This is a genomic window from Shewanella nanhaiensis, from assembly GCF_019457885.1.
Classification (GTDB): Bacteria; Pseudomonadota; Gammaproteobacteria; order Enterobacterales; family Shewanellaceae; genus Shewanella; species Shewanella nanhaiensis.
On sequence record NZ_JAHZST010000013.1, the window covers coordinates 16496 to 41493 of the forward strand.

The 24998-nt window shown below is 46.2% G+C and carries 22 protein-coding genes; 8 read left to right on the top strand and 14 right to left on the bottom strand.

Annotated elements, in window-relative coordinates; all coding sequences use genetic code 11:
• The first annotated feature begins 277 nt into the window (after nucleotides 1-277).
• Nucleotides 278-640: a hypothetical protein gene (locus K0625_RS16650; RefSeq protein ID WP_220110726.1), complete on the top strand. Its 363-nt coding sequence runs from the start codon at nucleotides 278-280 to the stop codon at nucleotides 638-640.
• A gap of 75 nt (nucleotides 641-715) precedes the next feature.
• Here the strand turns inward: K0625_RS16650 and K0625_RS16655 are convergent, their stop codons facing one another.
• The 3 genes from K0625_RS16655 to K0625_RS16665 form a co-directional block, all read right to left on the bottom strand.
• Entirely contained in the window at nucleotides 716-1945 is a 1230-nt protein-coding gene (locus tag K0625_RS16655) for a hypothetical protein (protein WP_333473865.1), read from the bottom strand.
• A 110-nt stretch (nucleotides 1946-2055) separates the two neighbouring features.
• The gene (locus K0625_RS16660) at nucleotides 2056-3471 is read right to left on the bottom strand and encodes a tetratricopeptide repeat protein (RefSeq protein ID WP_220110825.1); all 1416 of its coding nucleotides are present in this window, start codon (nucleotides 3469-3471) and stop codon (nucleotides 2056-2058) included.
• Between the two features lie 60 nt (nucleotides 3472-3531).
• Nucleotides 3532-4245 carry a hypothetical protein gene (locus K0625_RS16665; RefSeq protein WP_012322898.1) on the bottom strand — a complete coding sequence of 238 codons (714 nt, stop codon included), beginning with the start codon at nucleotides 4243-4245 and terminating at the stop codon, nucleotides 3532-3534.
• A 208-nt stretch (nucleotides 4246-4453) separates the two neighbouring features.
• Here K0625_RS16665 and K0625_RS16670 point away from each other — a divergent pair, with 208 nt between their 5' ends.
• Both K0625_RS16670 and K0625_RS16675 read left to right on the top strand, forming a co-directional pair.
• Nucleotides 4454-4972 carry a DUF2780 domain-containing protein gene (locus K0625_RS16670; protein WP_220110728.1) on the top strand — a complete coding sequence of 173 codons (519 nt, stop codon included), beginning with the start codon at nucleotides 4454-4456 and terminating at the stop codon, nucleotides 4970-4972.
• Nucleotides 4973-5110: 138 nt separating this feature from the next.
• Nucleotides 5111-5563 carry a tellurite resistance TerB family protein gene (locus K0625_RS16675; protein ID WP_220110729.1) on the top strand — a complete coding sequence of 151 codons (453 nt, stop codon included), beginning with the start codon at nucleotides 5111-5113 and terminating at the stop codon, nucleotides 5561-5563.
• Between the two features lie 47 nt (nucleotides 5564-5610).
• Here the strand turns inward: K0625_RS16675 and K0625_RS16680 are convergent, their stop codons facing one another.
• Complete coding sequence (locus K0625_RS16680; RefSeq protein WP_220110826.1) at nucleotides 5611-6435, bottom strand: HDOD domain-containing protein; 825 nt, start codon at nucleotides 6433-6435, stop codon at nucleotides 5611-5613.
• Between the two features lie 228 nt (nucleotides 6436-6663).
• Between K0625_RS16680 and K0625_RS16685 the strand changes: the two genes are divergently transcribed.
• Nucleotides 6664-7275: an energy transducer TonB gene (locus K0625_RS16685; protein WP_220110730.1), complete on the top strand. Its 612-nt coding sequence runs from the start codon at nucleotides 6664-6666 to the stop codon at nucleotides 7273-7275.
• Nucleotides 7276-7408: 133 nt separating this feature from the next.
• On the opposite strand, the gene K0625_RS16690 is transcribed toward K0625_RS16685, so the two are convergent.
• From K0625_RS16690 to K0625_RS16715, 6 genes are read right to left on the bottom strand one after another with little or no spacing between them, the layout of a single operon-like run.
• Nucleotides 7409-7891: a hypothetical protein gene (locus K0625_RS16690; protein WP_220110731.1), complete on the bottom strand. Its 483-nt coding sequence runs from the start codon at nucleotides 7889-7891 to the stop codon at nucleotides 7409-7411.
• Between the two features lie 7 nt (nucleotides 7892-7898).
• A complete protein-coding gene (locus K0625_RS16695) occupies nucleotides 7899-8558 on the bottom strand; it encodes a TorD/DmsD family molecular chaperone (protein WP_220110732.1) in 660 nt (219 codons plus the stop codon).
• A 54-nt stretch (nucleotides 8559-8612) separates the two neighbouring features.
• Nucleotides 8613-9290, bottom strand: a complete 678-nt coding sequence (locus K0625_RS16700) for a DMSO/selenate family reductase complex B subunit (protein WP_220110733.1) — start codon at nucleotides 9288-9290, stop codon at nucleotides 8613-8615.
• A gap of 14 nt (nucleotides 9291-9304) precedes the next feature.
• On the bottom strand, nucleotides 9305-11821 hold the full coding sequence (locus K0625_RS16705; protein ID WP_220110734.1) for a DMSO/selenate family reductase complex A subunit: 2517 nt from the start codon (nucleotides 11819-11821) through the stop codon (nucleotides 9305-9307).
• Nucleotides 11822-11844: 23 nt separating this feature from the next.
• Nucleotides 11845-13851, bottom strand: coding sequence for an MtrB/PioB family decaheme-associated outer membrane protein (locus K0625_RS16710; RefSeq protein ID WP_220110735.1), 2007 nt, complete (start codon nucleotides 13849-13851; stop codon nucleotides 11845-11847).
• A 14-nt stretch (nucleotides 13852-13865) separates the two neighbouring features.
• Nucleotides 13866-14816, bottom strand: coding sequence for a DmsE family decaheme c-type cytochrome (locus tag K0625_RS16715; RefSeq protein ID WP_220110736.1), 951 nt, complete (start codon nucleotides 14814-14816; stop codon nucleotides 13866-13868).
• 657 nt (nucleotides 14817-15473) lie between these two features.
• On the opposite strand from K0625_RS16715, the gene menD reads away from it, so the two are divergent.
• The 4 genes from menD to menE all read left to right on the top strand — a co-directional run bounded on the left by menD (nucleotide 15474) and on the right by menE (nucleotide 20621).
• A complete protein-coding gene (menD, locus tag K0625_RS16720) occupies nucleotides 15474-17183 on the top strand; it encodes a 2-succinyl-5-enolpyruvyl-6-hydroxy-3-cyclohexene-1-carboxylic-acid synthase (protein WP_220110737.1) in 1710 nt (569 codons plus the stop codon).
• Nucleotides 17184-17263: 80 nt separating this feature from the next.
• A complete protein-coding gene (gene menH / locus K0625_RS16725; RefSeq protein WP_220110738.1) occupies nucleotides 17264-18043 on the top strand; it encodes a 2-succinyl-6-hydroxy-2,4-cyclohexadiene-1-carboxylate synthase in 780 nt (259 codons plus the stop codon).
• A complete protein-coding gene (gene menC, locus K0625_RS16730) occupies nucleotides 18043-19098 on the top strand; it encodes an o-succinylbenzoate synthase (RefSeq protein ID WP_220110739.1) in 1056 nt (351 codons plus the stop codon). The genes menH and menC overlap by 1 nt, the downstream gene beginning before the upstream one ends.
• An 8-nt stretch (nucleotides 19099-19106) precedes the next feature.
• Nucleotides 19107-20621 carry an o-succinylbenzoate--CoA ligase gene (gene menE, locus K0625_RS16735; protein ID WP_220110740.1) on the top strand — a complete coding sequence of 505 codons (1515 nt, stop codon included), beginning with the start codon at nucleotides 19107-19109 and terminating at the stop codon, nucleotides 20619-20621.
• Nucleotides 20622-20714: 93 nt separating this feature from the next.
• Here the strand turns inward: menE and rpoH are convergent, their stop codons facing one another.
• From rpoH to ftsY, 4 genes are all read right to left on the bottom strand, one after another.
• The gene (gene rpoH / locus K0625_RS16740) at nucleotides 20715-21566 is read right to left on the bottom strand and encodes an RNA polymerase sigma factor RpoH (RefSeq protein ID WP_012322854.1); all 852 of its coding nucleotides are present in this window, start codon (nucleotides 21564-21566) and stop codon (nucleotides 20715-20717) included.
• Nucleotides 21567-21910: 344 nt separating this feature from the next.
• Nucleotides 21911-22876, bottom strand: a complete 966-nt coding sequence (ftsX, locus tag K0625_RS16745) for a permease-like cell division protein FtsX (RefSeq protein WP_012322853.1) — start codon at nucleotides 22874-22876, stop codon at nucleotides 21911-21913.
• Between the two features lie 26 nt (nucleotides 22877-22902).
• On the bottom strand, nucleotides 22903-23598 hold the full coding sequence (ftsE, locus tag K0625_RS16750; RefSeq protein WP_220110741.1) for a cell division ATP-binding protein FtsE: 696 nt from the start codon (nucleotides 23596-23598) through the stop codon (nucleotides 22903-22905).
• Between the two features lie 40 nt (nucleotides 23599-23638).
• On the bottom strand, nucleotides 23639-24928 hold the full coding sequence (gene ftsY, locus K0625_RS16755; protein ID WP_220110742.1) for a signal recognition particle-docking protein FtsY: 1290 nt from the start codon (nucleotides 24926-24928) through the stop codon (nucleotides 23639-23641).
• Between the last annotated feature and the right edge of the window lie 70 nt (nucleotides 24929-24998).

The window sequence follows — 24998 nt, forward strand, 5'->3', positions numbered from 1 at the left end:
ACGCTAAATTAGCTTTTACGGCGAAGCCGTATAATATGATCCCATAAACCCATTCGAGAAAGTAGCATTCTGACTAAAATCAGTCTTTAGACAGAAGGATATGCTGCTTAGTTAAGCGAGACGCACAAGTTTCACACGAAATAGAGACTAAAAAAGACAATAAAAGACTGAACCTTTCCTGAATAGAAACAGAAAATCGATTAGGTTAACTGAAATTAACGTGATCTTAGATTAAAATTTATGCAAACTAGGGATCAGTTAATTTTTTGGAGCTCTTATGATCTATAGCCAATTTCAGCAATCACCTTTCCAGACTAGATTCTCCGGTGCCAGAGGCTGGATGGCGTTTGCCATTGGACTCGCTGTTATTACACTGACCTTAATCGCGCTTCCTTTCGTACTGTTAATCGGCGCCATCAGCTTTATTTTACTTAGCCTATTTGGCCGTATCTTTATGAAGAGGCAGCTTGCTCGCTTCCGTCAACAACAGTCCCAAGCGGGTCAAGCAAAGCAAGAGAGTGGTTTCTACCAATCTGATAATGCTCAAGAGCAGAGTCCCTTTCAAGAGGCGAGGTTTGGCACTGAGCGCCAACAAGCTAAGCCCCATCAAGGGCGCACATTTGAACACGATCCTAGTTAATATTTAGATATATCTATGGATAACACTAAAACGCTTGCCTTGGCAGGCGTTTTTCGTTTTACCAAACCTATTGTGTTAACTCACAAATTGCGAAGCCATTAATGGTCGTTTTAGTAAGGATTCAAACCGCTTCCAGCGTTCATTTTTATCTGCTCCTCCTCGCTCAACCCAGCGCGCAACACTATCCTCACCATGATTGTAATTAATCACATAGGCTCTATTTGCTTGATAAAATTTGACTCTTTGCTTAGCGCGGGATGCACAGTACAAGCCAAACTGGATCAAGAGGCTCTCAGCTTCATTTGGTGAAATCTCGCCATCGGTCAACTGCTGACAAACCGTATTGTCTAGGTGTACCAGCTGCTTATAACACCTTAATACCCTATGATAATGCTCAATATCTCCCGTCATTCCAGCCAGTGGCATCAAATAATCACGCTCAAATTCAATCAGCTCACAATCTGACATGATAAGGCTCAAGCCATAGTTTGCGCTTCCCTCAGAAAGAAAAGAGATCGGGCTATACAGGGGATAAATGGCGTATTCAGGCCAGTGAGATTTCCTTACCAGCTCTCTCTCCTGTAGGAGGTTAAATAGATGGTGGCCGGGGTAGCCTTCATGACTGGCAAGCTGCATACAACGCTCTAGGTAGAGGGGTTGATCTTGATTCAGCTGAATTAGGCTCTGATAATCTCCCTGATACCAGTTATAAGCACTCCACACCTTGTCATTGACAAACTCGATACGAAAGCTCTCATCTTCAGGCAGGTTAATATAGGCCGAAGTGAGCTCACGGGACTTTTCAACCGCGGCAGAAAACACCTTAGGGATCTTATGTTCAGGCACAATGAACTGTGCCCGATAGGTATCGAAGCGCCCTGTTAGCTCTCCGCTGCCGGGCAACAAACTATCGATATCATCAAGCACAGGTTGAAAGCTCTCAGGAGAGAAGATCTCAGCTTGGGTGTCATACAGGCCTATTGACTCAACGGAAAAACAGCTTTCACTCCCCAACAGGTGGTTAATGTAATACTCAACCGAGGCGAGCTGCTTACTCAAGAACTCCTGACGCTCAAGCAAACATCTCCCCTCGCCAGTAAAATTAAGAGCACCAAGGCTATCTAGCAGAGCTGCAACATTGAGTTTAAGTGACGGTAATGGTTGCAGCTTGCACGCCTCACGCCAAGATTCAGGGCCATAGTAAGCATCAACATAGCTAGCATCATGCAAGCCAACAGCAAGCACCAGTTTGACATAATCCTTGGCAATATCATCAAGCTGCTGATTATCGAAGGTTCTGTTCACAATAGCCTCTTTCTCGGCCATTACGACCATGATAAATGAAAGCTTAATGTAATCATTTAGGATATTGCATGCAATACTTGTTTGACTTTTTCAACATGAATATGATGAAGCTAAGCCAGTATCTCTTGTGCCCGCTTTAACGCAACCAACTCAGCCTTGTTCTTAGTCACCGCAATCACATTTTCAACTTGCTGAGAAAGTGAGTGCCACAGAGGGGAGATCACAGATAGCTCATGCTCATTGCCATGTTCACGGGCCAACTTGAGCAAGGATGCACTTCCAACCACATCAATTCTGCCCAATACTCCATCAGCAAGGGCGATACTAAGCTCAATCATTGCCGGCACACTATGTCCATACTTGATCACCTCACGAAGATAAAGCTCAGCTTGAGAGAGATCGGTTCCAAATGCATTATCATCGTTTAGCATGGATTGCGCACGGGAGAACATGGCATCTACCTGACCAAGTTCAGCCGCTTCCGCCATCCACTGCTCACTCCCAAGGGGGTCGACTTCACAACCTTCACCTCTGGCGAGCATTAAAGCCAGATGGTATTGAGCATGAGGAAAACCTGCCTGAGCCGCTTTAGCAATAAATTGATAAGCCTGAGTCAATGCACCCTCTTGATAATAGAGTACACCAAGATTCGCCATCGCTTCTGATTGCTCAAGATCGGCGGCCCGTTGCAGATAATCAAGCGCCTTATTCTTGTCGACAGCTAAGCTCTTGCCTCCCACGAGATAGAAGTAACCCAGCAGCGCCATGGCATTCACAACTCCCGCTTCGGCCGCCTGGGCTATCGCCTCTTCTCCGGCTATAACATCAGGTTCACCGCTGTAGCCATGGATCTTAGCAACACCATACTCATATCGAGCATCCATCTCACTTGTTGATGCTAAGCCAAACCAATATTCCGCTTGTTTAAGGGTCTCAGAGGAGGAGCCTAGCTCAGCTCCCTTTTCATCATGTTCATCACCTAGAGCCAGCTCTTGCTCTCGCTGCATCAAGGCTCGCGTCTTGAGCGACATTCCCACAAGGTACTGAGCTTGGGGATCCGACTCCATCACCGCTCGGTAGCAGAGATCCCGTCCGGCCAAAGAGTCGAAGGCTTCAAAGTGGTATTTGGGAAGCGATTTTCCCGTTACTTGAACGAAGAGAGACTCGATTAAACTCAACACTCTCTCTATAGATTTCTCGCTTAATTGCTGTAACTGCTCAGAAGTGAGGTGGTATTTTTCTGGGTGTGCCCCACGATTCCCATCCCCGCGCAGCTTATGCATCGCCCTTGTAACACGGACATTGATAACCCGCCTACTGTTTAGGGTCTCAATTCTGTCATAAAGATTAGGACTATCAAAAGTAATCCCCATAGGTAGGGCCAGCAGCTCGGTGAGCTTATGGGTAAGACTACGTATTTGAAGCAGTGCTTGGGTTGGTACATCGGTCACATAACTTTTTGCAACACGATAATCCTGACCCAACTCAGGTGAGAAACGAGCAACGAATTCGACATCAGTTAGCAAAACAGACACTCCAGAGCATCCAGCTCCTGGGAACAGTGGCCCAGAAGCTCACTTTGACTTCTAAACCTGCTCTTCCACGTTAGGGCGTGAAACCATATACAGGCGAAACAGAGCAACATTAACGAACAGGCCGATAAACGCCACAAACACTTCAACAACCAGCTGTAGAGGGAAGCCAACAGATTGAGCCAGCGATGATAGTGACCCACCAATGAGAGAGATTGGAATATAAAGCATCAACACCATCAAGGTTTTAAATGCGATAGGTCCGCTGAATTTAAAACTTCCCTTAATCGCCTCCAGCGGAGTTAAACGCTCAACCACCACCATAAAGTTCACATAGGCAAGACGGGCAAAGATATAGATGCTCATGGTCAGTCCCACTAACCAGAGAGGACCAAAGGCTGCAAATAACATAACAGGCGCAAGAATCGCTAAACCAGAAAAGACACCAGCAAGCAGTAAACCTGGTACAAAACTCAAACTAGTTTTAAGGATCAGGGCCGTATTCGCCTCATGACCTTGTGAGCGAATCTCCAAAAAGATAGTTAATGAGGCGATGAGTAGCGAAAAAACCAATAAAAGTGCCATCACAGCAGCCATATGAATGCCGCCAAATTGCGGGTTTTCCATATCTGCATTAGCCATCTCCATTCCCAGCCATAACTGAATACCAACTTGAACAAATAAAATAGGTACGGTAAGCGCTGCTAACTGACTAATATGATTGCGAAAGAAGTTATAAGCTTCGGTAAATATCGCGGACAATGGCATGGGAGTTTCCAATAGATAAAAGTAAATATATTAATAGGCCAAATAGGATACCCAAAAATCAGTTTTTTTGCACAGGGGAATTGAACATTAGGTGAACTACATAACGTAAAATCGATGGGGACTGATTGTTAAAATTGATGCAATACCTATGTTAAAAAAGCTAGAATGTCTGCCACGACTGGATATATACACCACAGGAACCGGAAAAATGAAACTATCTGCTATATTTGGCTTACTAATAAGTAGCACTCTACTAACCGCACCAGCAACAGCGGGTTGGTTTGACGATCTCTTCGGCAAAGAGGAGGCGAAACCTGCTGTCACTCAGACCCAAGGCACTGATCTTGTAAGCAATGTGATGTCTCAACTCGATCTAAATCAATCTCAAGCAGAGGGCGGACTTGGCAGCCTGTTATCTTTAGCACAATCCACCCTTGGTGGAGATGATTTTGGTCCCATAGCCAATGCGATTCCTGGTATTGAGGGGTTACTCTCGGCTGCACCTGAAGTTGATAAAGACTCAGGAATGTCTGGACTGCTTTCAAAAGCTGGCGATCTGGGTGCATCACTTCAGGGCGGAGCTGAAGTTTACGATGCTTTCGAAAAGCTTGGGATCTCCAAAGAGCTTGCAGCTCCTATGGTAAACATAGTTAAAGGTTACCTAGATACCAATGCGGGTGAAGGCACCAGCGATCTCCTTATGAAAGGCTTAAGCGCTATTTTGTAAGGATTTAATCGCTAATTTGAGTTTATCCTATAGGATTGGTATTAACTTTTATTAATCAAGATAGGATGAACTCACCTCCCTTTTTTTACTCTAAACGTATAAGCTTATTTGTAGAATCACTCATTGGCGGGTCTAATTATGATCGCAAAACTAAAACAGTTTCTCACCTCACACTCTCAAGCCGTCACCCCAGAAGAGCAGACGCGCCAGCTTAATTTAGCGGCAGTGAGTTTGTTACTTGAAGTGGTTTTTGCCGATGAGACCCTCTCAAATGAAGAGGCTAAACTACTCCCCTCTATGTTGACCGATACACTCTCTTTAACTCAATCAGAGGCCGAAGAGCTTATAGAGGAAGCCACCAAGATACAGGGAAACTCCACCTCACTTTATGAGTTTACCAGCGAGATCAATGAGCAATGCAGTGTTGAGCAGAAACAGAAATTGATACTGGCGATGTGGAAGCTTGCCTATGCCGATGGCCAACTCTGTCGATATGAGGATCAGATAATTCGTCGTACTGCAGAGCTGCTTTACCTAAAACACAGTGAACTGATTCAGATGCGTAATATTGCAATGGAAAATAGGCCGTAGAGCACAGAGAACTTAATGATAATAAAACCAATAAAAAGATTAAGTTTTCAAGTTAACTGCTTAGCAATCTCAAAGCCTTTGCCTCTCAACTCTTCGAGTTTTTCACTCAAATTTCCCATCTCCATCTTTAATCCTGCTGAGGTTGCTTGTTGAGATAACCAGCATGTCTTCTCACTTGCCTCAACACCATCCCATTCAAGCAAAATAGTATGGGAGAGGTTCAATATGGCGGCTTGAAAGGAGAAAGGCTCAGCTTCCTTAGGTGCTTTTTGAAACTTAATCCCTTGCACTAATTCCAACGAAAATTTCCAGTTCTGCGCCAGTAGTGCAGCCACCTCTGAGGAGGTATAACCTAAGAGCTCAAGTTCAATCTTGGTTTTATCGGTGCCATTGGCGACAGAAACTTGGATCTGCGATGCTTTCTCCGGCTCCGTAATTGCAATCAAGAGATCACCGATATCATGGAGGATCCCGCAGGTAAATGCAGTTTCAGGATCTGCACCGCAACGCTTAGCGAACTCCTGACCATAGAGTGAGACCTCAAAACTTCTCCCCCAAAACTGACCGATATCAATCCCAGCGACCGTGGGAATAGTCCCAATAACAGCCGAAGCGATCACCAAAGTTCTTAGGGTTTGCTGCCCAAGTCTCACTACTGCTTCATCGATAGAACCAACTTCCCTGCTACGGCCATAGTGTGCAGAGTTAACCAAGCGTAATATTCTTGCACTCACCAGAGGATCACGAGAGATTTTTTCAGAAACTTCACCAATTGAAGCCTGCTCATCATTGACCACATCCAACAGCTCGCTCACCGCTTTAGGTAAACGTGGAAGCTTATCTATATTATTCAATAAAGCCGCTGTTCCCATCATCTATCTCCTGATCGCCGAGTATTCTATATGCTAAAAATATAGAACAGGATCTGAAACCTTGCAGTCAATGGACGCTCAATATTCTCACCTTAATTAAGGTTCCGAAAACTTCAGATTTGTAAGAAAAGATATCGAAATAGGAAAATATTCTGCTGTTTTATTAGCCAAGAAAGGAAATAAATGGTAACAATATTTAAGTGACTTCACTTGAGTAAGGATACTTTTATGATATCGATTTCACTTTTAAGAAGAACATCAATAGCTCTAGTAGCAGCCGTTATCACCCTATCTCTATTTGCATTTATGGCGAAAATTATAGATGCCGAACACCCACAACAGATAGAAACCGTTCAAGTTCCTGAGTTTGAAATAGCGCCAATTATCAAAGATAAAGAGCCCATTAAGAAACAGATCGAACTCAAACCGAAAGAGGAGCTTGTTGAGCCCACTATTCCGCAACGAACAGTATCAGGAACAGATACAGGAATAACAGCACAGACAATTGAAACCATCAAGATGCCGACGCTATCCACTGAATACAACAGAGATTCGATCACATCAGAAGCGCTCCCAATCGTTCAGGTATCTCCAAGATATCCGATAAGTGCAGCACAAAATGGCAAGGAGGGCTACGTTATCTTAGGGTTTGATATTACTAAGATGGGCACAGTCACTAACGTTAAAGTACTAGAAGCAAACCCAAAACGCATCTTCAATAAGGCTGCCATTCAGGCAATTAAAAACTGGAAATATAAGCCTAAAATGGAAAAAGGGGTTGCGGTTATCCAATCTAATCAACAAGTACAGCTCGACTTTACCTTAGAGCAGCAGATCTAATACCATCTATTCATCTGAGCAGGTAACCATGAGCCCAGACTTTCTGGGCTCAATACCTATCAGTATAAGAAGTTGATCTACTCAGAGTGTCTTTTGGCAAACTAATTCAAGGCGAATGGATAGATAACCAAGGCTAACGCCCCATATTACATAAGCTCCCCCTTTGCAGGGCGTAGCGTTTATTGAGCTGCTCCCATGCCTGCAGCACGCAGTTAGCCCTCTTAAGGAGCTCTGCTCTGGTTGGAAGCTCCTCTGCCATCTCCCCACTCTCGGCTTGTAGTAACGTCTTAGCCATTAACTCGCCATAATACCGACTAAGCTGCAAAATAAGCCTCTCAGCCTGACTCAGGTTGTTGTGCTCTAACTCCTTAATAAACAGCAGGTAGAAACTATCAAAGAAGAGAGAGAAAACCAGCTCCTCATCAAGCGTGTCAGATTGGAATCTTGCATCTCCCTCTTGAAAACTCAATGCAGCTAGTAGATTAGCCACAGTCGTTATCGAGGTGGCACCAGTAAACAACTGACGCACATCGGGGTCTTTATTCAAAAAGCCCTGTAGCCGATGCGCAAATTCCGCTTTGATATTTTGTTGGCCTATGGCTTGAAGAACACTCATATGAGGCTTAACGATGCAGACGAACTGGCATAGGGATCACTTGAAATAACACTGCCAACACTTGTTGAAAATCCAGCGCTAAGTGAGCAATACCTCGATAAAAATCAGTTTGGGCATGTTCAATCGCAAGTTCAAAACAGCGGTGTGACCAGGGCAACATATGCTGCTGCATAAGAACCGCCAAGGTGCGGCGCACAGACTCATCATCGGGTTTTAATACTAGCTGACCTAGAAGACTATCTATCACAGCAAAAAACAGTGCAATATGATCGAGAGGCTGGGCAAACTCCAGCTCAAAACTGATCCCTTGCTGCTTGTAAAACGCCATTAAGTCTAAGGTAGACTTGTCATTAAGTAGCTGCTGCTCACCTAGGTATACCGAGCCCCAAGGCATAGCATTAGGCTCACCAGGACCAAAAAACAACTGACCATAATCCAATTTCAACTCATTGAGCTGTTCAGCAGACCACTGAGACAAGTAGCTAGTCAGTGCAGCTCTGCCCGCGATATTGTCTGCTGAGAGACCAAACTCAGGCCAGCTTTGCGCTACGCTATGGGCTTTTAGGTTGTCTAAGGTCTCAACCGTCGGATAGTTAAGCAAAACATGGTGCAAAATCCGCGCTAGACCTTGACCCGCTTCAAAATCAAACCTGTTATCTAATGACATAAAAATCTCGATTAAAGGCGCCCTTAGGCGCCTTTTGTACAAACAAGAAGCGAGTTACACTTCTGAGAAGTTTAAGATCTGCCCTTCACCACTACCCGCTGGACGACCATTCACATTGGCCTTGATAATTAGGTTAGGAGAGGTGATTGAAGGTGATGGCAGCGGCGCAATATGACCATCTCCATCACCATATTTAGCACGTAGGTTATCCATGGTATCGAAATCCAGTGCTCGCAGTGGACAAGACTCTACACACACAGGCTTGCGACCTTCAGCGATACGCTCGAAACAACCATCACACTTGGTCATCACTTTACGCTCACTGTCGATCTGCGGTGCATCATAAGGACACGCACGAGCACAGCTTTCACAGCCGATACACAGGTCTTGAGCAACATGAACTAGACCATCTTGGCGACGCTTATGCATAGCACCGGTCGGACACGCTTTAACACACACAGGCTCAGAGCAGTGGTTACAGCCAATTGACATGTAATAAGCAAACACGTTTTGCTCAAAACAGCCATTGTTACCTACGGTCCACTCTCCACCACCATATTCATACACACGGCGCCACGTTACCCCTTCAAGCGTAGGTAGAGCGTTGCCTTCTGGGTTACTGTTGTTACGAATTTCATTACTTTGGCGATCTTTGCAAGACACATGGCAAGCTTTACAGCCAGAGCACTTAGTGCTGTCTACATAAAAACCATATTGAGTTGGTTGAGTCATAATTAACGAGTCTCTTAAATCTTTTTAATGGCAACACGGTTAGTGTGCTGTGGATTGCCTTTAGCGACAGGGCTTGGCTGATAGCGAGTTAGCGAGTTAATCGCGCCACCTTCATCGATAATATGGCCAGTACTGCCTAGTGTGTTACCAGGCTTGAACCAAGCTCCCTGCCCCAGCGCTAACACGCCAGGTGCAACACGTGGAGTGATACGTACCTTCACGGCAATCGATCCGCGATCGTTGTACATCTCAATCTCATCACCAGAGTTGAGGCCCTGCTCAGACGCATCCATTGGGTTAACCCAAACGGCATCCTCGACCGCTTCACGAAGCCAAGGCACATTGTGATAACTTGAGTGAGTGCGCCCCTTAGTATGGTACCCCGCTAACTGGAATGGAAAATCAGTGCTGGTATCCGTGTCTTCATAACCATCCCAAGTCACTGTGTACTGAGGAATAGCGGTAATGGTGTCGCCCTTAACTTGGGTGGTTGACTCTTGATCCCAGTTAGCAGCACGCCATGCAAGCTCAGCTGAGTAGATCTCAATCTTGCCACTTGGGGTCGATAGCGGCTTGCCACCTTTAATGTAGCTCTCAAGCGCAACATGCTTGTCGTTCATGTTCTTACGGAAGAAGCCAATCTCTTGCGCCTCTTTGTAAGTGGCAGGGAATGCAGGGTAAACCCCTAGATTGTTACTGTTATCTTTGGTTTTTTGGTAAAGCTCTTCAAGCCACTGCTCTTCAGTCTTGCCTTCGGTGAATTCAGCTTCACAACCCATATATTTAGCGATAAGAGCAGCCGCTTCATACATAGACTTGCAGTCCCACATAGGCTCAATCGCCGACTTCATCGCGGTGATATAACCCAGCGCACCAGATGCGTAACTGTCGTTAACGAGATCGTTTGACTCCAACCAGCTGGTATCAGGAAGAATAATGTCGGCAAATTTAGCACCCGGCGTCATCCAGCAATCACAGCTAACAATCAGCTCAACACCGGTTTCATCTTCTAAGATCTTGGCAGTGTTGTTGATCTCAGCATGTTGGTTCAGCAATGAACTGTCAGATGCAGAGATGATCACCTTGATGTTAGTGCCAAGCGGCGAGTCTAAACCGTCAGTGCCACGAACGCCGTGACTACGCGCCGTCATGGTTTCGCCATGGTGAATCGCTTCAGACCAGGTAAAGAAGGAGATACTCTCTTTAACTGGGTTGCTGCCTGTTGGGATACCCGCACGAGACATGCTGCTCATGTATGGCAACTCACCGTTAGATGAACCTAAAGTACCTAACTTACCCGTGAGTACCGACAGCATATACAGAGCACGCATGCTCTGCTCACCGTTAGCTTGGCGGTTAACACCCGCACCAACAACGATATACGGCGCTTTAGCATTCTGTAAGTCAGTGGCAATCTGCTCTAGCTGCACCGCTGGAATACCGGTGATCTTTTCAGCCCACTCTGGCGTTTTTAACGGCTGCCCCGCATAAATTCCTTGGCTTAGGATGTAATCACGGTAGTTCTCTTCAGGCTTCATCACCTTGGCGTATTCTTGCTTAGTCGCATCACCACTTGCTGCAAACAGCGCTTGCTGGGCTGCGATAGAATCGGCGTCGAAACCTACGGCATACTTGTTGATAAAATCAAGCGAGTTAGCATCAACCCAACCTGAGCTGATCATCTGATACGCAATCGCCTCAGCAAACGCCGCATCGGTGCCAGGACGAATTGGTAGCCACTTAGACTCTTTACCTAACATAGAGTCGGTATAGCGTGGATCGATCATCACCACTTTTAGACCCTTGCTCTTTTGCAGCGCCTTTAAGTAGTCATAACCTTCTCCTGAACCCGACTGGCGAATTTCGCTTGGGTTATAAGCAACGCCTAATAGGAAGTCACTGTTCGATAAAGTAACAGTTGAGGAGCCAGTGGTACTGCCTGTACCGAAGGTGTGTTTAGCCGCCTCCATCTGCTGAGCCCAAGAGTAGTTACCATAGGCATTTAAACAGCCGCCGTTTAGGTTAAACAGACGGTTGAAACACGCATTCGAGGCAAATCCATAGTAAGCACCAGAGCCGTAGCTACGGAAAATCGCTTTGTTACCATGCTCATTGATCACAGACGATAGCTTAGTACCAATAGTCTTAGCCGCTTCATCCCAGCTAATTGGCACAAACTTACCTTCACCACGTTTACCAACGCGCTTCATCGGCGTCTTTAAACGATCGACAGCATAGGTGCGCTGGCGCAGTGAACGACCACGAGCACAGGCGCGAACTTGGTAGATATCATCACCATCAAGCACATCGTGATCGGTTTCCACACGGGTAATAACGCCATCACGGCTGAACACTTTAACTGGACAGTTAGAACCACAGTTAACTAAGCAAGATGACCAAGTGATCTGCTCTTCACCTACTGGTGGTGTTGGCGGCACGACATTGGCGTCATCTGAACTGGTTTTACAGCCAGTCACACTTGCTGCACAGCCCAGAGCTGCACTCATTTTTAAGAAACTTCTACGTTCCATCAATATATCCTCTTGCGATTGCTCTAGCGCAATAAATAGCTAAACGACAACATCACTTGGTGCGCGTTATAGTCATGATTAAGCTCACCTAAAGTGGTTAGCCCTGGCACAGTGTTGATCCCCACTTGGGCGCCATCTGTGTCGTAATAACGCTCGTATTGATAGCTCAGCTTTAAGGCCATCTTTGGGCTTAAAGCGTAATCGGCATACATACGCACGCTGTGGTTATAGGAGAAGTAATCACCATATTGAAGATCGCTGCCAACAAGGGCGCTGCCGTCTAGGTAGGTATCACTGATTGAGTTACTGAACAGGTAATCACCGCCTAACGTGAGCTTGTCTTCCATCAGGCCGCTATAGCTAAAACCCGCTCCTAAGTTAATAAACTCATCTTGAATATCCGCTTGCCAATCGGGAGAGCTAAAGCTCTGGCTACCCGCTTGTGTTGAATCGATCCATTGCTGACCAGCAAACCCATACGCGGTTAAGTTTTTACTCAATTGCAAATTGATGTTGAGGTCGTAGCCATAGTCCTTAGACTCAGTCAAACCTATGATGGTGGCGTCATAGTCATCAAGAGCATAACGTCCAGTCAGATCGATACTCATCCAAGAGAGCGGTGAGTGGTTAAACTTAAGCTCAAGCGCATTTCGAGTTCTATCAGCCAAGTAGTACTTACGCATCAAGATATTATCTTCAGATGATGTCAGCTCATTGACCTGATACTCACTGCCACCACGAACCCCATGGCTCGCTTTCAGATTGATATTAACCTGATCGAATGCGGACACATTCAGCTTGGCCCACAGATTATTCTCATCTGTTTGCTCACGCTCGCTGTAGCTACGGTCCACCTCTTTTCTGTCAAATCCCGCTTGCACACGGTACCCACTAGCGAGCCTGTAACTGGCATTCAATTTATAGGTGTTACGCTTAATATCCTGTGGCACATTTTGCTTAAAGGCGCCGCTTAACGCGTTATAGCTGTATTGAGTGAACTCCCAACTTGAACTCTTATTGTCTCGCTTTGAATGATCGACACTGGCCCCAACACGCAAGCGGTTACTCAACATAGAGGTCACGGCAAAACGACCATCTAAGGTTTCAATCTCACCATCCCAGCTCTGTAGTGGATTACCACTCATCTGGATCAGAGAGTCATCTTGGATCATTCTCCCCGTCACTAAACGGCCTGACATTACCGTCCTATCGAGTTGATACTGACCCGAGAGCGACACTTGATGGGCTTGGTTATCAGGTGCTGCCGAGTAGACATCACTTAGATATGGCAGACTTAAGTCTTGAATATTGTTGCTGTAGTAACTGCCAAAATAGCTCAGCTCTGTTAGCCAGTTGTCACCCGCTAATGAAGCACCTGCATCAAGCTGTTTAGTGGTTGAGTCCACGGGCAAACCAAAGTTAGTTGGACGTGGCGCCACTAAGCTGGCTGATTGAGTGCCAGTTTTCTCCTCTTGGCTGTAGCGAAGGAAAGTGTTGTATCTCCCCTCGCCATAGTTCAAGCCGATAGCCGACTTTTCACGTTGCAGCGCAAGGTCGAATTGGTTTGGATAGACACTTGGGGTTAACATGCCATCGTTTTGCCAAAGCTGACTGCGGGCATCACCAGACTCATAGGTTTTTATGGCCTGATAATCCAGTTCCAGCTCATACAAACCTGACTTACCCACTTTGAGATTGGCAAAACCATTATCCAGTCCCAACTGATGCGCTTGCATACTCGCTTTATAGCCAGTGCTGTTGAGGTAGCGCAGCTCACCACTTATCGCGGCAATAGCACCATCCTCTGCAGTACCTAATGCATTACCAGCATGGAGATCATCAGGACTGTTATAGCCTGTGAGTAGAGTGACTTTTCCCGAGTAGCCAGTCTCAGAAACACAGCGCTTACACTGGTATTTCTCCATATTGACCGACTCAGTGTTTGCTTGTCCTACACCAAAGTTTGCCGCCATCACAGAGCCAGACATAGCCAATAGAGACACAGTGATAATATTCAATTTAAACATCATAATTTTAGTTCCAGTTATCTCTGAAATAGGCTGCCTGAAGGATGGTTAGAACCGTGGATCTTGTTATGGCAATTTAGGCAACTCTTGCCGCCACCAAATGCATCCATTCCCGGCTCTGGTACTACACGACTGGCGTGGCCATCTGGGGCGTGGCACTGCTGGCAAAGCTGAGGTGCACGGCTATTAAGCAGATCATCATTCACGCTGCCATGGGGGTTATGGCAGGTCACACAGTTTTCAGTCACAGGTGCATGCTCCCACAGCACAGGGCCGCGTTTCTCAGCGTGGCAGCTATAACAGGTGTCATTAATGGTGGGCTTATTCAAGGCACTTTCATTCATGGAACCATGGGGAGAGTGACAGTCAATACAGGTCATCTGATCCCACTTTAGAGGATGAGATGAGCGCTTATTCATATCTGCTTTTTCTTTACTATGACAAGAGGTGCAAGTGTCATTGATCGTCAGCTTATCCAAAGCCGAGTCTTTAGCACTATGCACATTATGACAATCGGCGCAGGCTATCTCTTCCAGATTATGGGTACTGGTATGCCAAGCCATCTGTTTAGGATCGTTATGACAGCCCTGACACACACTGTTTTGTGCCGATGCAGAAAGCTTACTCTCCGCACCAAAGGCGATCATCGGCTCTTTGCCGCCTTTATTATGTTTGCCTTGAGGTCCATGGCAGGCTTCACACTGCAGACCCGCCATCGGTGATTGTTTATTATTCATCGAGCCATGCACACCATCGAAAATCGCCATCACAGCCTCATTTTTACGGTGGCACATAAGGCATGAGTCAGCACCTTTAGGGGAGTATTGCCCTTGAGTGAACTTTTCAGTGAGCTTCTGCTCCAGCTGCTCACCAGTGAGGTGATCCCACGGCGCGGCATTCACGCTAACAGATACCCACGCAAGTGCGGCTATCCCCACTAATACCCTTTTAACAAGACGACAGATCATTAATCGAACCTTTCATAATTAACACGTTTGTTAAACCACCCGCTGGAACAGGAGGTTAACCAATTAAGATGTCAATATTTTAAGATAAACAAGGGCCGATTCTTGATTGTTAAACGGGTCGGAAACAGTTTTGAGATAGGTTCAATGAATATGCGAAAACTGTGAGCTGACACATAAATCAATTAAGAATGAATATTATTTAGCTCACTGAGTAAATCAGGTATAACCGTATGAATAGTATGGTTATGATTAAATAACAAACTAAATACAAGGTAAGAGATGTTAATGGCTGAATATCAAGATGTTAAACCATGAACTACTACTTAAGGGATATCAAATGATGAAGTTCAAATTTATAAGAATTACTTATAAATCCAATTTCCTTAAACTAAACAAGTGTATAGTAGTCTCACCTCTAAACTTTCATCATTATCTAGAAGTGGAACACTCCAACTAACAACCCTTTGTTGATTGGGATCTAAGAAACCAAGCACAAAGGCTAATTAAGATAGAACTAATTTTAGCGACTCACATTTTGCCTATATCCAAAGATAGAGGTTTCACTAACCCTTTCACTCTCAAGCTTATCAAAACCAATAATTTTCCTTTAAACCCATTAGGGGTACACTATAGTCAATCAAGATCAGGTACCTATCCATGCAAATTGAAAAGACTGCTGAGCTGAACCTATTATGGGGCACGCTTATTTTAGAAGAGCTATCCCGCTTAGGCGTGCAACATATCTGTATAGCACCGGGGTCACGCTCGACACCGCTCACCTTAGCCGCGGCAAAACAGAGCAAGTTAAAGCAACATCTGCACTTCGATGAGCGTGGACTCGGCTTTATGGCACTAGGATTGGCTAAGGCCAGCCAAGCTCCCGTTGCAGTTGTTACCACTTCAGGTACTGCGGTAGCGAATCTATACCCAGCAGTGATTGAAGCCTGGTTAACCCATGTCCCGCTAATCGTATTATCAGGTGACAGACCGCCGGAGCTTATCGATTGCGGTGCCAATCAAGCTATCATTCAGCCCGCTATCTTTGCTCAATATGCAAAACAGATAAATCTACCGACACCAGATCTGGCGATCCGCCCCGAAGCACTACTGACCTTGCTCGATGAAGCCGTTAGTAACCAAAGCCAACCTCTTCACATTAACTGCATGTACAGAGAGCCACTTTACCCATCGACCATGAGTGCTAACTTTACCCAATACCTGAGCACACTCGGCAACTGGCAGCACACCAATCATGCTTATAATCAGTATGGAAAACCTAACCTAAGCAGCTTGCCCAGCAGTGATGCCATGGCACGTTTTGTTCACGGTAAAGGCGTTATTATTGCTGGCACACTCACACCAGATTGTGACCCACAAGCTCTGGTTGCCCTGTCGCAAAAGCTTGGCTGGCCACTACTCACCGACGCTCAATCTCAGCTCAGGCAGCATCCAGGGGTAATAGGAAATATCGATCAACTTCTGCATCAACCAAAGGCCAAGGCACTACTGATGCAAGCTGAGCGAGTACTTGTTATTGGTGGTCGTCTGCTCTCTAAGCGCCTGATCGACTATCTAGCCCAAAATAAGTGGAAGAGCTATTGGCAAGTATTGCCGCAACAGAAGAGGTTAGACCCTAGCCATAGCGCCAAGCAGATCTGGCATGCCAGTGTTACCGCTATCGCTTCACTCTCCTGGCCACGCTCATCGGATACCAACTGGGCGCTTCAGCTTACCCAGCAAAATGATGAGATGGAGAGATTATTTGAGCAGCTGATAGATAACGCTGAGTTTGGAGAAGCCATGGTGGTTCGCGCCATCGCAAAATCACAAACTAAGCAGCAACAGCTATTTATTGGCAACAGCCTCCCAATCCGGCTTTATGATATGTTTGCCCCCATCACCACAGAGCAGGGGTCGACTTTTACCAATCGTGGCGCATCTGGCATCGATGGGCTACTGGCGAGTGCTTGCGGCATCGCCATGCATCAAGGCAGGGCAACAACCTTGATTATTGGTGATATCTCCCAGCTGCACGATCTAAACTCACTGGCTATTGCCAGCCGCTGCGCAAGCCCGCTGGTGATCGTTATCCTAAACAATGACGGCGGTAACATCTTTAATCTACTGCCTGTACCGGATGAAAAGCTTAGAAGCGATTACTATCGTCTCGCCCATGGGTTCGAGTTTGGCTATGGTGCCGCTATGTTTGGTATTCCCTATAACAGAGTGGAGGAGCTTGAGAGCTTTGAAGAGTCATATCAAGATGCTATCCACTATGAAGGCGCCTCGGTAATTGAAGTCATCGTCACACAGGAGCAAGCTAGCGATCAGATTGCCCGTATTGCCAGCTGGATAAAGCAGAGCTAACGGACTTAGTTCATCTACAAAGGTATTATAAACAAGCCAATGATAGCCTTCATATTAACAACCTGGATAAAACAGAGCTGATGCTGGCACTTTCATCTTATGGAGATAAGAGCAAGCCTGCACTGGTGATGTTACATGGCTTTTTGGGCGCTCAAACAGACTGGCAAGCTATCCTTGAGCAGTTAACTGATCAGTTCTACTGTGTCTGTATCGACTTGCCAGGCCATGGTCTGAGCCCCTCACTGACACTGCCAACACCCGGCTTTGATCTTATCGCCAAGCATATTCAAGCGGCGATAGACTCACTCTCCATCGAGAAATACCACTTACTGGGGTACTCGCTTGGCGGACGTATTGCCCTGCATCTGGCCCGAAATAATACGCAGAAACTTCTTAGCCTCTCGCTAGAATCTTGCCATCCGGGGTTACCTACTCTAGAGGAGAAACAGTTAAGAGCGAAAAACGATCTTAGCTGGAGTAAAAAACTCACTGACTTGCCTATCGAAGCGTTTCTCGCATTGTGGTACCAACAAGGTGTGTTTGCCGAACTCTCTAACGAAGCACGTCAGCAGTTGATCGAAAAACGCAGACACAACAACCCAGTCGGTCTACTCAATATTTATCAGGCAAGCTCACTTGCAGAGCAAGGCAACCTCTGGGAAATGCCTGCCTCTCTCCCTTTTCCCTGCCACTACATTGTCGGCGGTGATGACAGCAAATTTTTAGCCTTAGCCACACGTTGGCAACAGCAATCCCCCGTTAAACTAAGCGTGGTGAAACAAGCGGGTCATAACGTGCATTTGGCTGCACCTCAGGAATATAGCAACTGGCTAATCCAAACCTTAATCGAGGATAAATAGTGAAAATCAATACGCTGGAACTCTATCAATATCAGCTTCCTCTGGATAAATGCCTGCCTGTGGGAAAACAGAGGATCGATGGACGAAAAGGAGTGGTTCTTAGTCTTGGAGTCTTAGATGAAGCGATGACACCTCATATTGAACAGGTAGAGCTAGCTCCCCTTTCGGGTTTAGATATAGAGGGCAATCCAATCAACGGGTTTAGTCAGGAGACCTTGGAGCAGATCATTGATGAGCTAGCGATAACCTTGCCACAACTGATAGGAAAACCAGTAGATCTCTTGCTGGAACACTCAGAAAAGACCCTATATCCCTCCCTCGCCTTCGGCCTAAGTCTGCTTCACGCTAAAATTAACGATCAGCTAACCGGTCATCATATCTCTTTGCAAAACATGAAATCCATTCCACTTATCTACCGCGCTCAAGATGAGGCATTAAGTGTACTTCACGACCGAGTTCGTTCATTAGCAGCGGAGGTGCATTCGATTAAGGTGAAGGTAGCGCAAACTTCACTAGAGGAGGAGATCAAGCTTATCCACGAGATCTTAGCCATACGTCCAGATCTCAAACTTAGGCTTGACGCCAACCGGGGTTTCACTCTCGAGCAAGCCATAGAGTTTGCCGCTTGCTTGCCTCTGCATGCCATCGAGTACATTGAGGAGCCTTGCATAAACCCTCAAGATAATCCTGCTTTTTACCAAGCTATCGAGATGCCTTGGGCCTTAGATGAGAGCCTAAATGATCCTGACTATCAGTTCGAAATGCATGACGGACTGACCGCCTTGGTCGTTAAACCTATGCTGATCGGCAGCCTCGAAAAACTGCAAAGACTGCAATCTGAAGCTGAGCATGCTGGCGTCAGATTTATTCTCAGCTCAAGCCTAGAATCTAGCCTTGGCATAGAGGCGTTAGCTAAGCTAAGTCAAAGCATGACCCCAGATGAGGTCCCAGGGCTCGATACTTTAAGTGCCTTTAGCGCCGACATATTGATCTCGTCAGGTAAGCCTCATCTGCTAGGCTTAGATTCAATCAAGCTGATAAATCGATACCAATAGGAAAACAGTTGGCTACAGACAAGTTTGAATTACGCGCCCTCTCTCCACTGCATCAAGCAGCTGTGGACTATCCAGAGCGTGATGCACTCGTATGGCATCAAGATGGGGTGAAGCATCAGCTAAGCTACAGCACACTAAGTCAAAAAGTGGTCGCTATTGGTGAGCAGTTAACTGCTCAGGGTCTCTTGTCTGGTGATCGTTTAGCTTGTGTCGATGCTAATTCGATAGAGTTAATCCTACTCTACTGGGCCTGTATCGACACAGGTGTCATTTTTTGTCCGCTATCGCCACGATTTCCTATTAAGCAACTCTCTAAGCTGATTAAGCAGCACAGGCTCAACTATATCTGGAGCGGAGCGCACTACAGTCAGCTATTTTCATCTCATCAAGCTAAACCACAAACACCTGAACTGCTGTTCTCGGATAATGGTCTCTCCACTGCTAAATTAACCGTGGACTTCAATAGCAGCAGTAGAGCCAAAGCGGTAGAGGTGAGTATTGAGTCTCCCGCTAATCTTATTTTAACATCTGGCAGCAGCGGTCACCCTAAGGCGGCGGCCCACAGCCTTAGTAACCATATCGTCAGCGCCACTGGCTCTGCAGATCTGATCCCACTCGAGGCTGGAGATGCTTGGTTGCTCTCCTTGCCACTATTTCATATCGGCGGCTTGGCCATCGTAAACCGTTGCGCCTTAGCTGGCGCCGCTGTGGTGATGCAAGATAAAGCGATCAGCCTTGCCGCTCAACTAAAACAAACGCCTATTACTCACCTATCGCTGGTTTCTACACAACTAGCCCACTTGCTAGAGAGCCAAAGCGCTACCAAGGAAAGCTCGCCTCTACAGGGAGTCAAGTCACTGCTACTAGGAGGCGGGGCTATCTCCTTAGATCTTATTGATAGACTTAATACCCTGAATATTAATAGCTTTACCAGCTACGGCATGACTGAGATGTCTTCGCAGATCACTACAGGTACGGCAAATGCGGACGGCAGTTGTGGACAGACAATCGCTGGCAGAGAGCTCAAGATTGTCGATGAACAGCTCTATGTCAGAGGCGACACACTGTTTTTAGGCTATCTGGAGTGGAGCGACAACCAAGCTAAGTTCAATCTGCCACTAGAGGATGGCTGGTTCCCCACCAAAGATAGAGGTTACTGGGATAAACAGGGCAAGCTACATATCTTAGGACGTTGCGACAACATGTTTGTCTGTGGCGGCGAGAACGTGCAACCAGAAGAGATAGAGGCAGCACTTAAACTTCATCCCCAGATAGACGACGCGATTGTATTCCCCCAAGCTGATAGTGAGTTTGGCCACTTACCTGCAGCAGTGATTAAACTCTCCCTCCTCTGCACAGAGGGGTTAGAGCAACTCACCGCAAGTCATGAATTTGAGCTGTTTTTATGTGACAAGATAGCTCGCTTTAAACGCCCACGCATCTACTACCCTTGGCCGGAGATCGAGTCAGTAAGCCTGAAAGTATCAAGAAAGCGAGTGATAGAGACGGTGTTGAAGAGTTAAGTTTCGAGTTTCGGTACGAAAGGATAAATGTTCTAAATACAAAAACAAAAAAACCTGCCGCGGCAGGTTTTTTTATTGAGACTTAGAAAACAGTTACGCTTCCATCCGTCCCTTAAGCTTGTTCATGGCATTCTTTTCAAGTTGCCTGATACGCTCAGCAGAGACTTGGTATGTTGCAGCAAGCTCTTGTAGCGTTGTCTTATCTTCATTTAACCAACGTGCTTGCAGAATATGCTGACTACGCTCATCTAAGGTTTTGATGGCTGACAGTAGGCGCGCTTGGTTATTTGACTCTAAGTTATCATTTTCAACTTGTGATGCCAGATCTGAGGAGTGATCCTCTAAATAGTGAACCGGAGAGAAGTCCTGGTCATCATCGTTATCGCTGGCAAGATCAAATGCAGGATCTTGTGCCGCCATGCGAGATTCCATCTCAGTCACATCGGCTTTAGAGACACCAAGGTTATCGGCAACCATGCCAACCTCTTCATCACTAAACCAACCAAGACGTTTTTTAGACTTACGAAGGTTAAAGAACAACTTACGTTGTGCTTTAGTTGTTGCTACTTTCACTATGCGCCAGTTTTTCAGCACATATTCATGAATTTCAGCTTTGATCCAATGCACAGCAAATGAAACCAACCGAACGCCCACATCTGGGTCGAAACGCTTCACCGCTTTCATCAAACCAATATTACCCTCTTGGATAAGGTCAGCCTGAGGAAGACCATAACCTGAGTAACCTTTAGCAACGTGCACTACAAAACGTAAGTGAGACATAATCAGCTGTTTCGCAGCCTGAAGATCACCCGTTTCTTGTAGACGCTTAGCTAACTCATACTCCTGTTCTGGCTCCAACATTGAGATGTTGTGCGCTGAGTGGACATAAGCCTCTAAGCTACCGCTTCCGTGAGGAACCGTAAGTGCCATTGATTGATTAGTCATTCATGCTCCTACATTTTCTTACTTAAATTCTAACAATTACAGTGAACTAATTCTGTTCACTTCTGGTTGTCTATGCTCAATTCAAATATAAGGACACAGCGTAACACCGATTTCTTACAATAAAATTAAGTAAAAACTAAACCAGCTCACCTTTTAGACTAAAACGGCAAGGTGACGAACTATCCTAGATTTGACAACTTATGTCAACCTCAAGACTAACACCAATTAATTTTCGAAAGTTATTTTTGCTCTATGGGAATAGACAAAGCAAATGAAACTTAGTTCATAATGCCCCAAGTGTCATTAAATAAGGCAATAAAAATTTATGGGTCCCTGAAATCAAGCTAAGAGGGCTCTATCGCTCTTAAGTGCTGTCGTACTGAGAGGTATGACCCCAACCAACCTAAAAAGGAAGCCAAGCAGACAAGTTGACCCAACTCGACCAAAGTCAAAGTTTGCATCTCTAACTGACTGCCATACAGGCCCAAGAGTTCAGCCAAAGCCGAGTCCAGATACCAGACCAACAGGTTAATGATGATCCAGGCCAGTACCCCGCCTATGATGCCAAACCATATTCCCGTATAGAGGAAGGGACGCTGAATAAAGGCTTCTGTTGCCCCTACTAGTTTCATCACCTCAATCTCAGTACGGCGATTCATGATGGCCAAACGAATCGTATTACCTATCACTAACACCACGGCTAATACTAACAGCGCCGCAATAGCCAGTACCGTGCGCTCCAGCAATCTCACCACAGCTTGTAGGCGTTCGAGCCACTCTATGTCTAACCGGCCAAAGCTGACCTCTGGCTCCTGCTCCAGCTTTTTAAGCAGCTCTCTAGCGCCTGTCGGGCTTGAGTACTTAAGTGTAGGCGTCACGGTCACCACTGCAGGCAGCGGATTGGTGTCCAGATAGGATATCGCCTCACCAAATCCCGATAAGCTCTGAAACTCCTCCAGCGCTTGATCACGATTGATATAATTAACTTCACTTACCTCTGAATAGACCTTCACTCGACTGATCAGACTCTGAATCGTCTTGTCACTGCGAGCATCATCGATAAACAGTGAAATTTCAGCTGCGCTATTCCAAGATTGAGTAATGGCTTCGGCATTTTTAACCAGTACCTGCAGCGCAGCTGGTAAACTTAAGCTCACACCAAGAACAGCCATGGTCATCAAGGATGAAACAGGGTTACGCCACAACTCACCCATGCTTCCCATGGCATGTTGAATATGGCGAATGAAAAACATCACAATACGACCAGAGATTGGCAGTTTACTTCTGACTAACTGAGGCTTGTTGCTCATGTTATTCCCTATGCTCCACTGTGAGGTTAAATCTTAGGTGAGTAGGTGGTGGATGCTGACAGCTCATCGCTCCCCAACACACGGCCCTGTTTCAAGGTCAAAGTGCGATACTTCATTCTCGCAATAAGCCCAAGATCATGGGTAGCAATTAAAACAGTGGTGCCTGAATCATTAAAGGTTTCGAAAAGGCGCAAGATATCCATCGACAGCTTAGGATCTAAGTTACCCGTCGGCTCATCGGCTAATAGTAGCGGAGGTTTGTTAACAATTGCGCGAGCGATGCCGACGCGTTGCTGCTCACCGCCAGATAACATAATGGGTTTATGGCGCTCTTTGCCATATAGCCCCACCATATCTAACGCTGCATGGACACGCTTCTTAATCTCGCCATGGGAGAAACCTTCAATAACCAGAGGCAGAGCCACATTATCGAAAACACTCTTCTCCATCAGCAGGTGATGATTTTGAAATATCATGCCGATATCGCGTCTTAAATAGGGAACATCCTTAGCAGACAGGTCGGCAATATTATGGCCATTAATCAGCACACGGCCAGCATTGGCACGCTCTATCACAGTGATTAACTTGAGCAAGGTACTTTTACCTGCACCTGAGTGGCCCGTTAAAAACGCCATCTCTCCACGCTGGAGGTGAAAATTTACATCTGACAAGGCCTTTTGCCCGCCGGGGTAAACCTTACTCACTTGCTCAAATTGAATCATCTAAGTTGGCTGTCCATTTATTATTTATTGTGGATATGAACTACTTTTTCTCGTCGGCTTCTTGTGTGAATAGCGCATCAATAAAGTCTTTAGCATCGAAAGTACGCAGATCGTCAATCTGTTCACCGACACCAATATGACGAATAGGAATACCAAACTTATCAGCTATTGCGAAAATAACACCACCTTTCGCAGTACCATCCAATTTACTGATGGTGATACCTGTCACTCCTACTGCTTGCTTAAACAACTCGGCCTGACTAATAGCATTCTGACCTGTGCTCGCATCTAAGGTTAACATCACCTCGTGAGGGGCATTCTCATCTTGCTTCTTCATCACACGAACAACTTTTTTAAGCTCGTCCATCAAGTGAGATTTATTCTGCAATCGACCTGCGGTATCGGCAATCAATACATCCACATTACGAGCGCGAGCGGCTTGAAGCGCATCAAATAGCACAGACGCACTGTCGGCACCGGTATGCTGAGCCACAACAGGGATATCATTTCTCTGTCCCCATACTTGTAGCTGTTCAACTGCAGCGGCGCGGAAAGTGTCCCCTGCCGCTAACATAACTGATTTACCTTGAGCCTGATACTGTTTAGCCAACTTACCGATTGTGGTGGTTTTACCTACACCGTTCACGCCCACCATCAAGATAACAAATGGACCATCTGCGTTTTCAGGCACAAGTGGGATAGAGACTGGCTCTAAGGTTTTTTGCATCTCTTCACGAAGCAGCTCATACAGAGCTTCACCATCTTTAAGCTGCTTACGGCTCGCTTGCTCTGTTAGGCTGCTAATCAAACGAGTCGTGGTTTCAACGCCCACATCGGCGATCAACAGCTGCTCCTCTAACTCCTCGAACAGATCATCATCGATCTTCTTGCCCTTAAACAAGCCGATAAAGCCACTACCGATATTCTCACTGGTCCGCTTAAGCCCACGTTTAAGACGAGCAAAAAAGCCCTCTTTCGCCGGCTTTTCCTGAGGCTCAGGTTGACGCTCCTCGGTAACAACTTCAGCCTGCTCTGCCGCTTCCGCATCATTGCGCGCCTGCTCTACCGCTTCAGCTTCAATACGCGCCTGCTCTGCCGCTTCCGCTTCAATACGCGCCTGCTCTGCCGCTTCCGCTTCAATACGCGCCTGCTCTGCCGCTTCCGCTTCAATACGCGCCTGCTCTGCCGCTTCGACACGCGCCTGCTCTGCTGCTTTCGCGTCGATACGTGCCTGCTCTTGAGACTCCGTTACACTCTCAACTTCCTGAGTTTGCACTTCATCTTGTGACTTATCTTTACGAAACCAGGAGAAAAAACCTTTCTTTGCCATGTGTGATACCGATACTCAACTAGCTTTCATTTCAAATGGAGGACTGATAACAGTCACCCATTCATTTAAT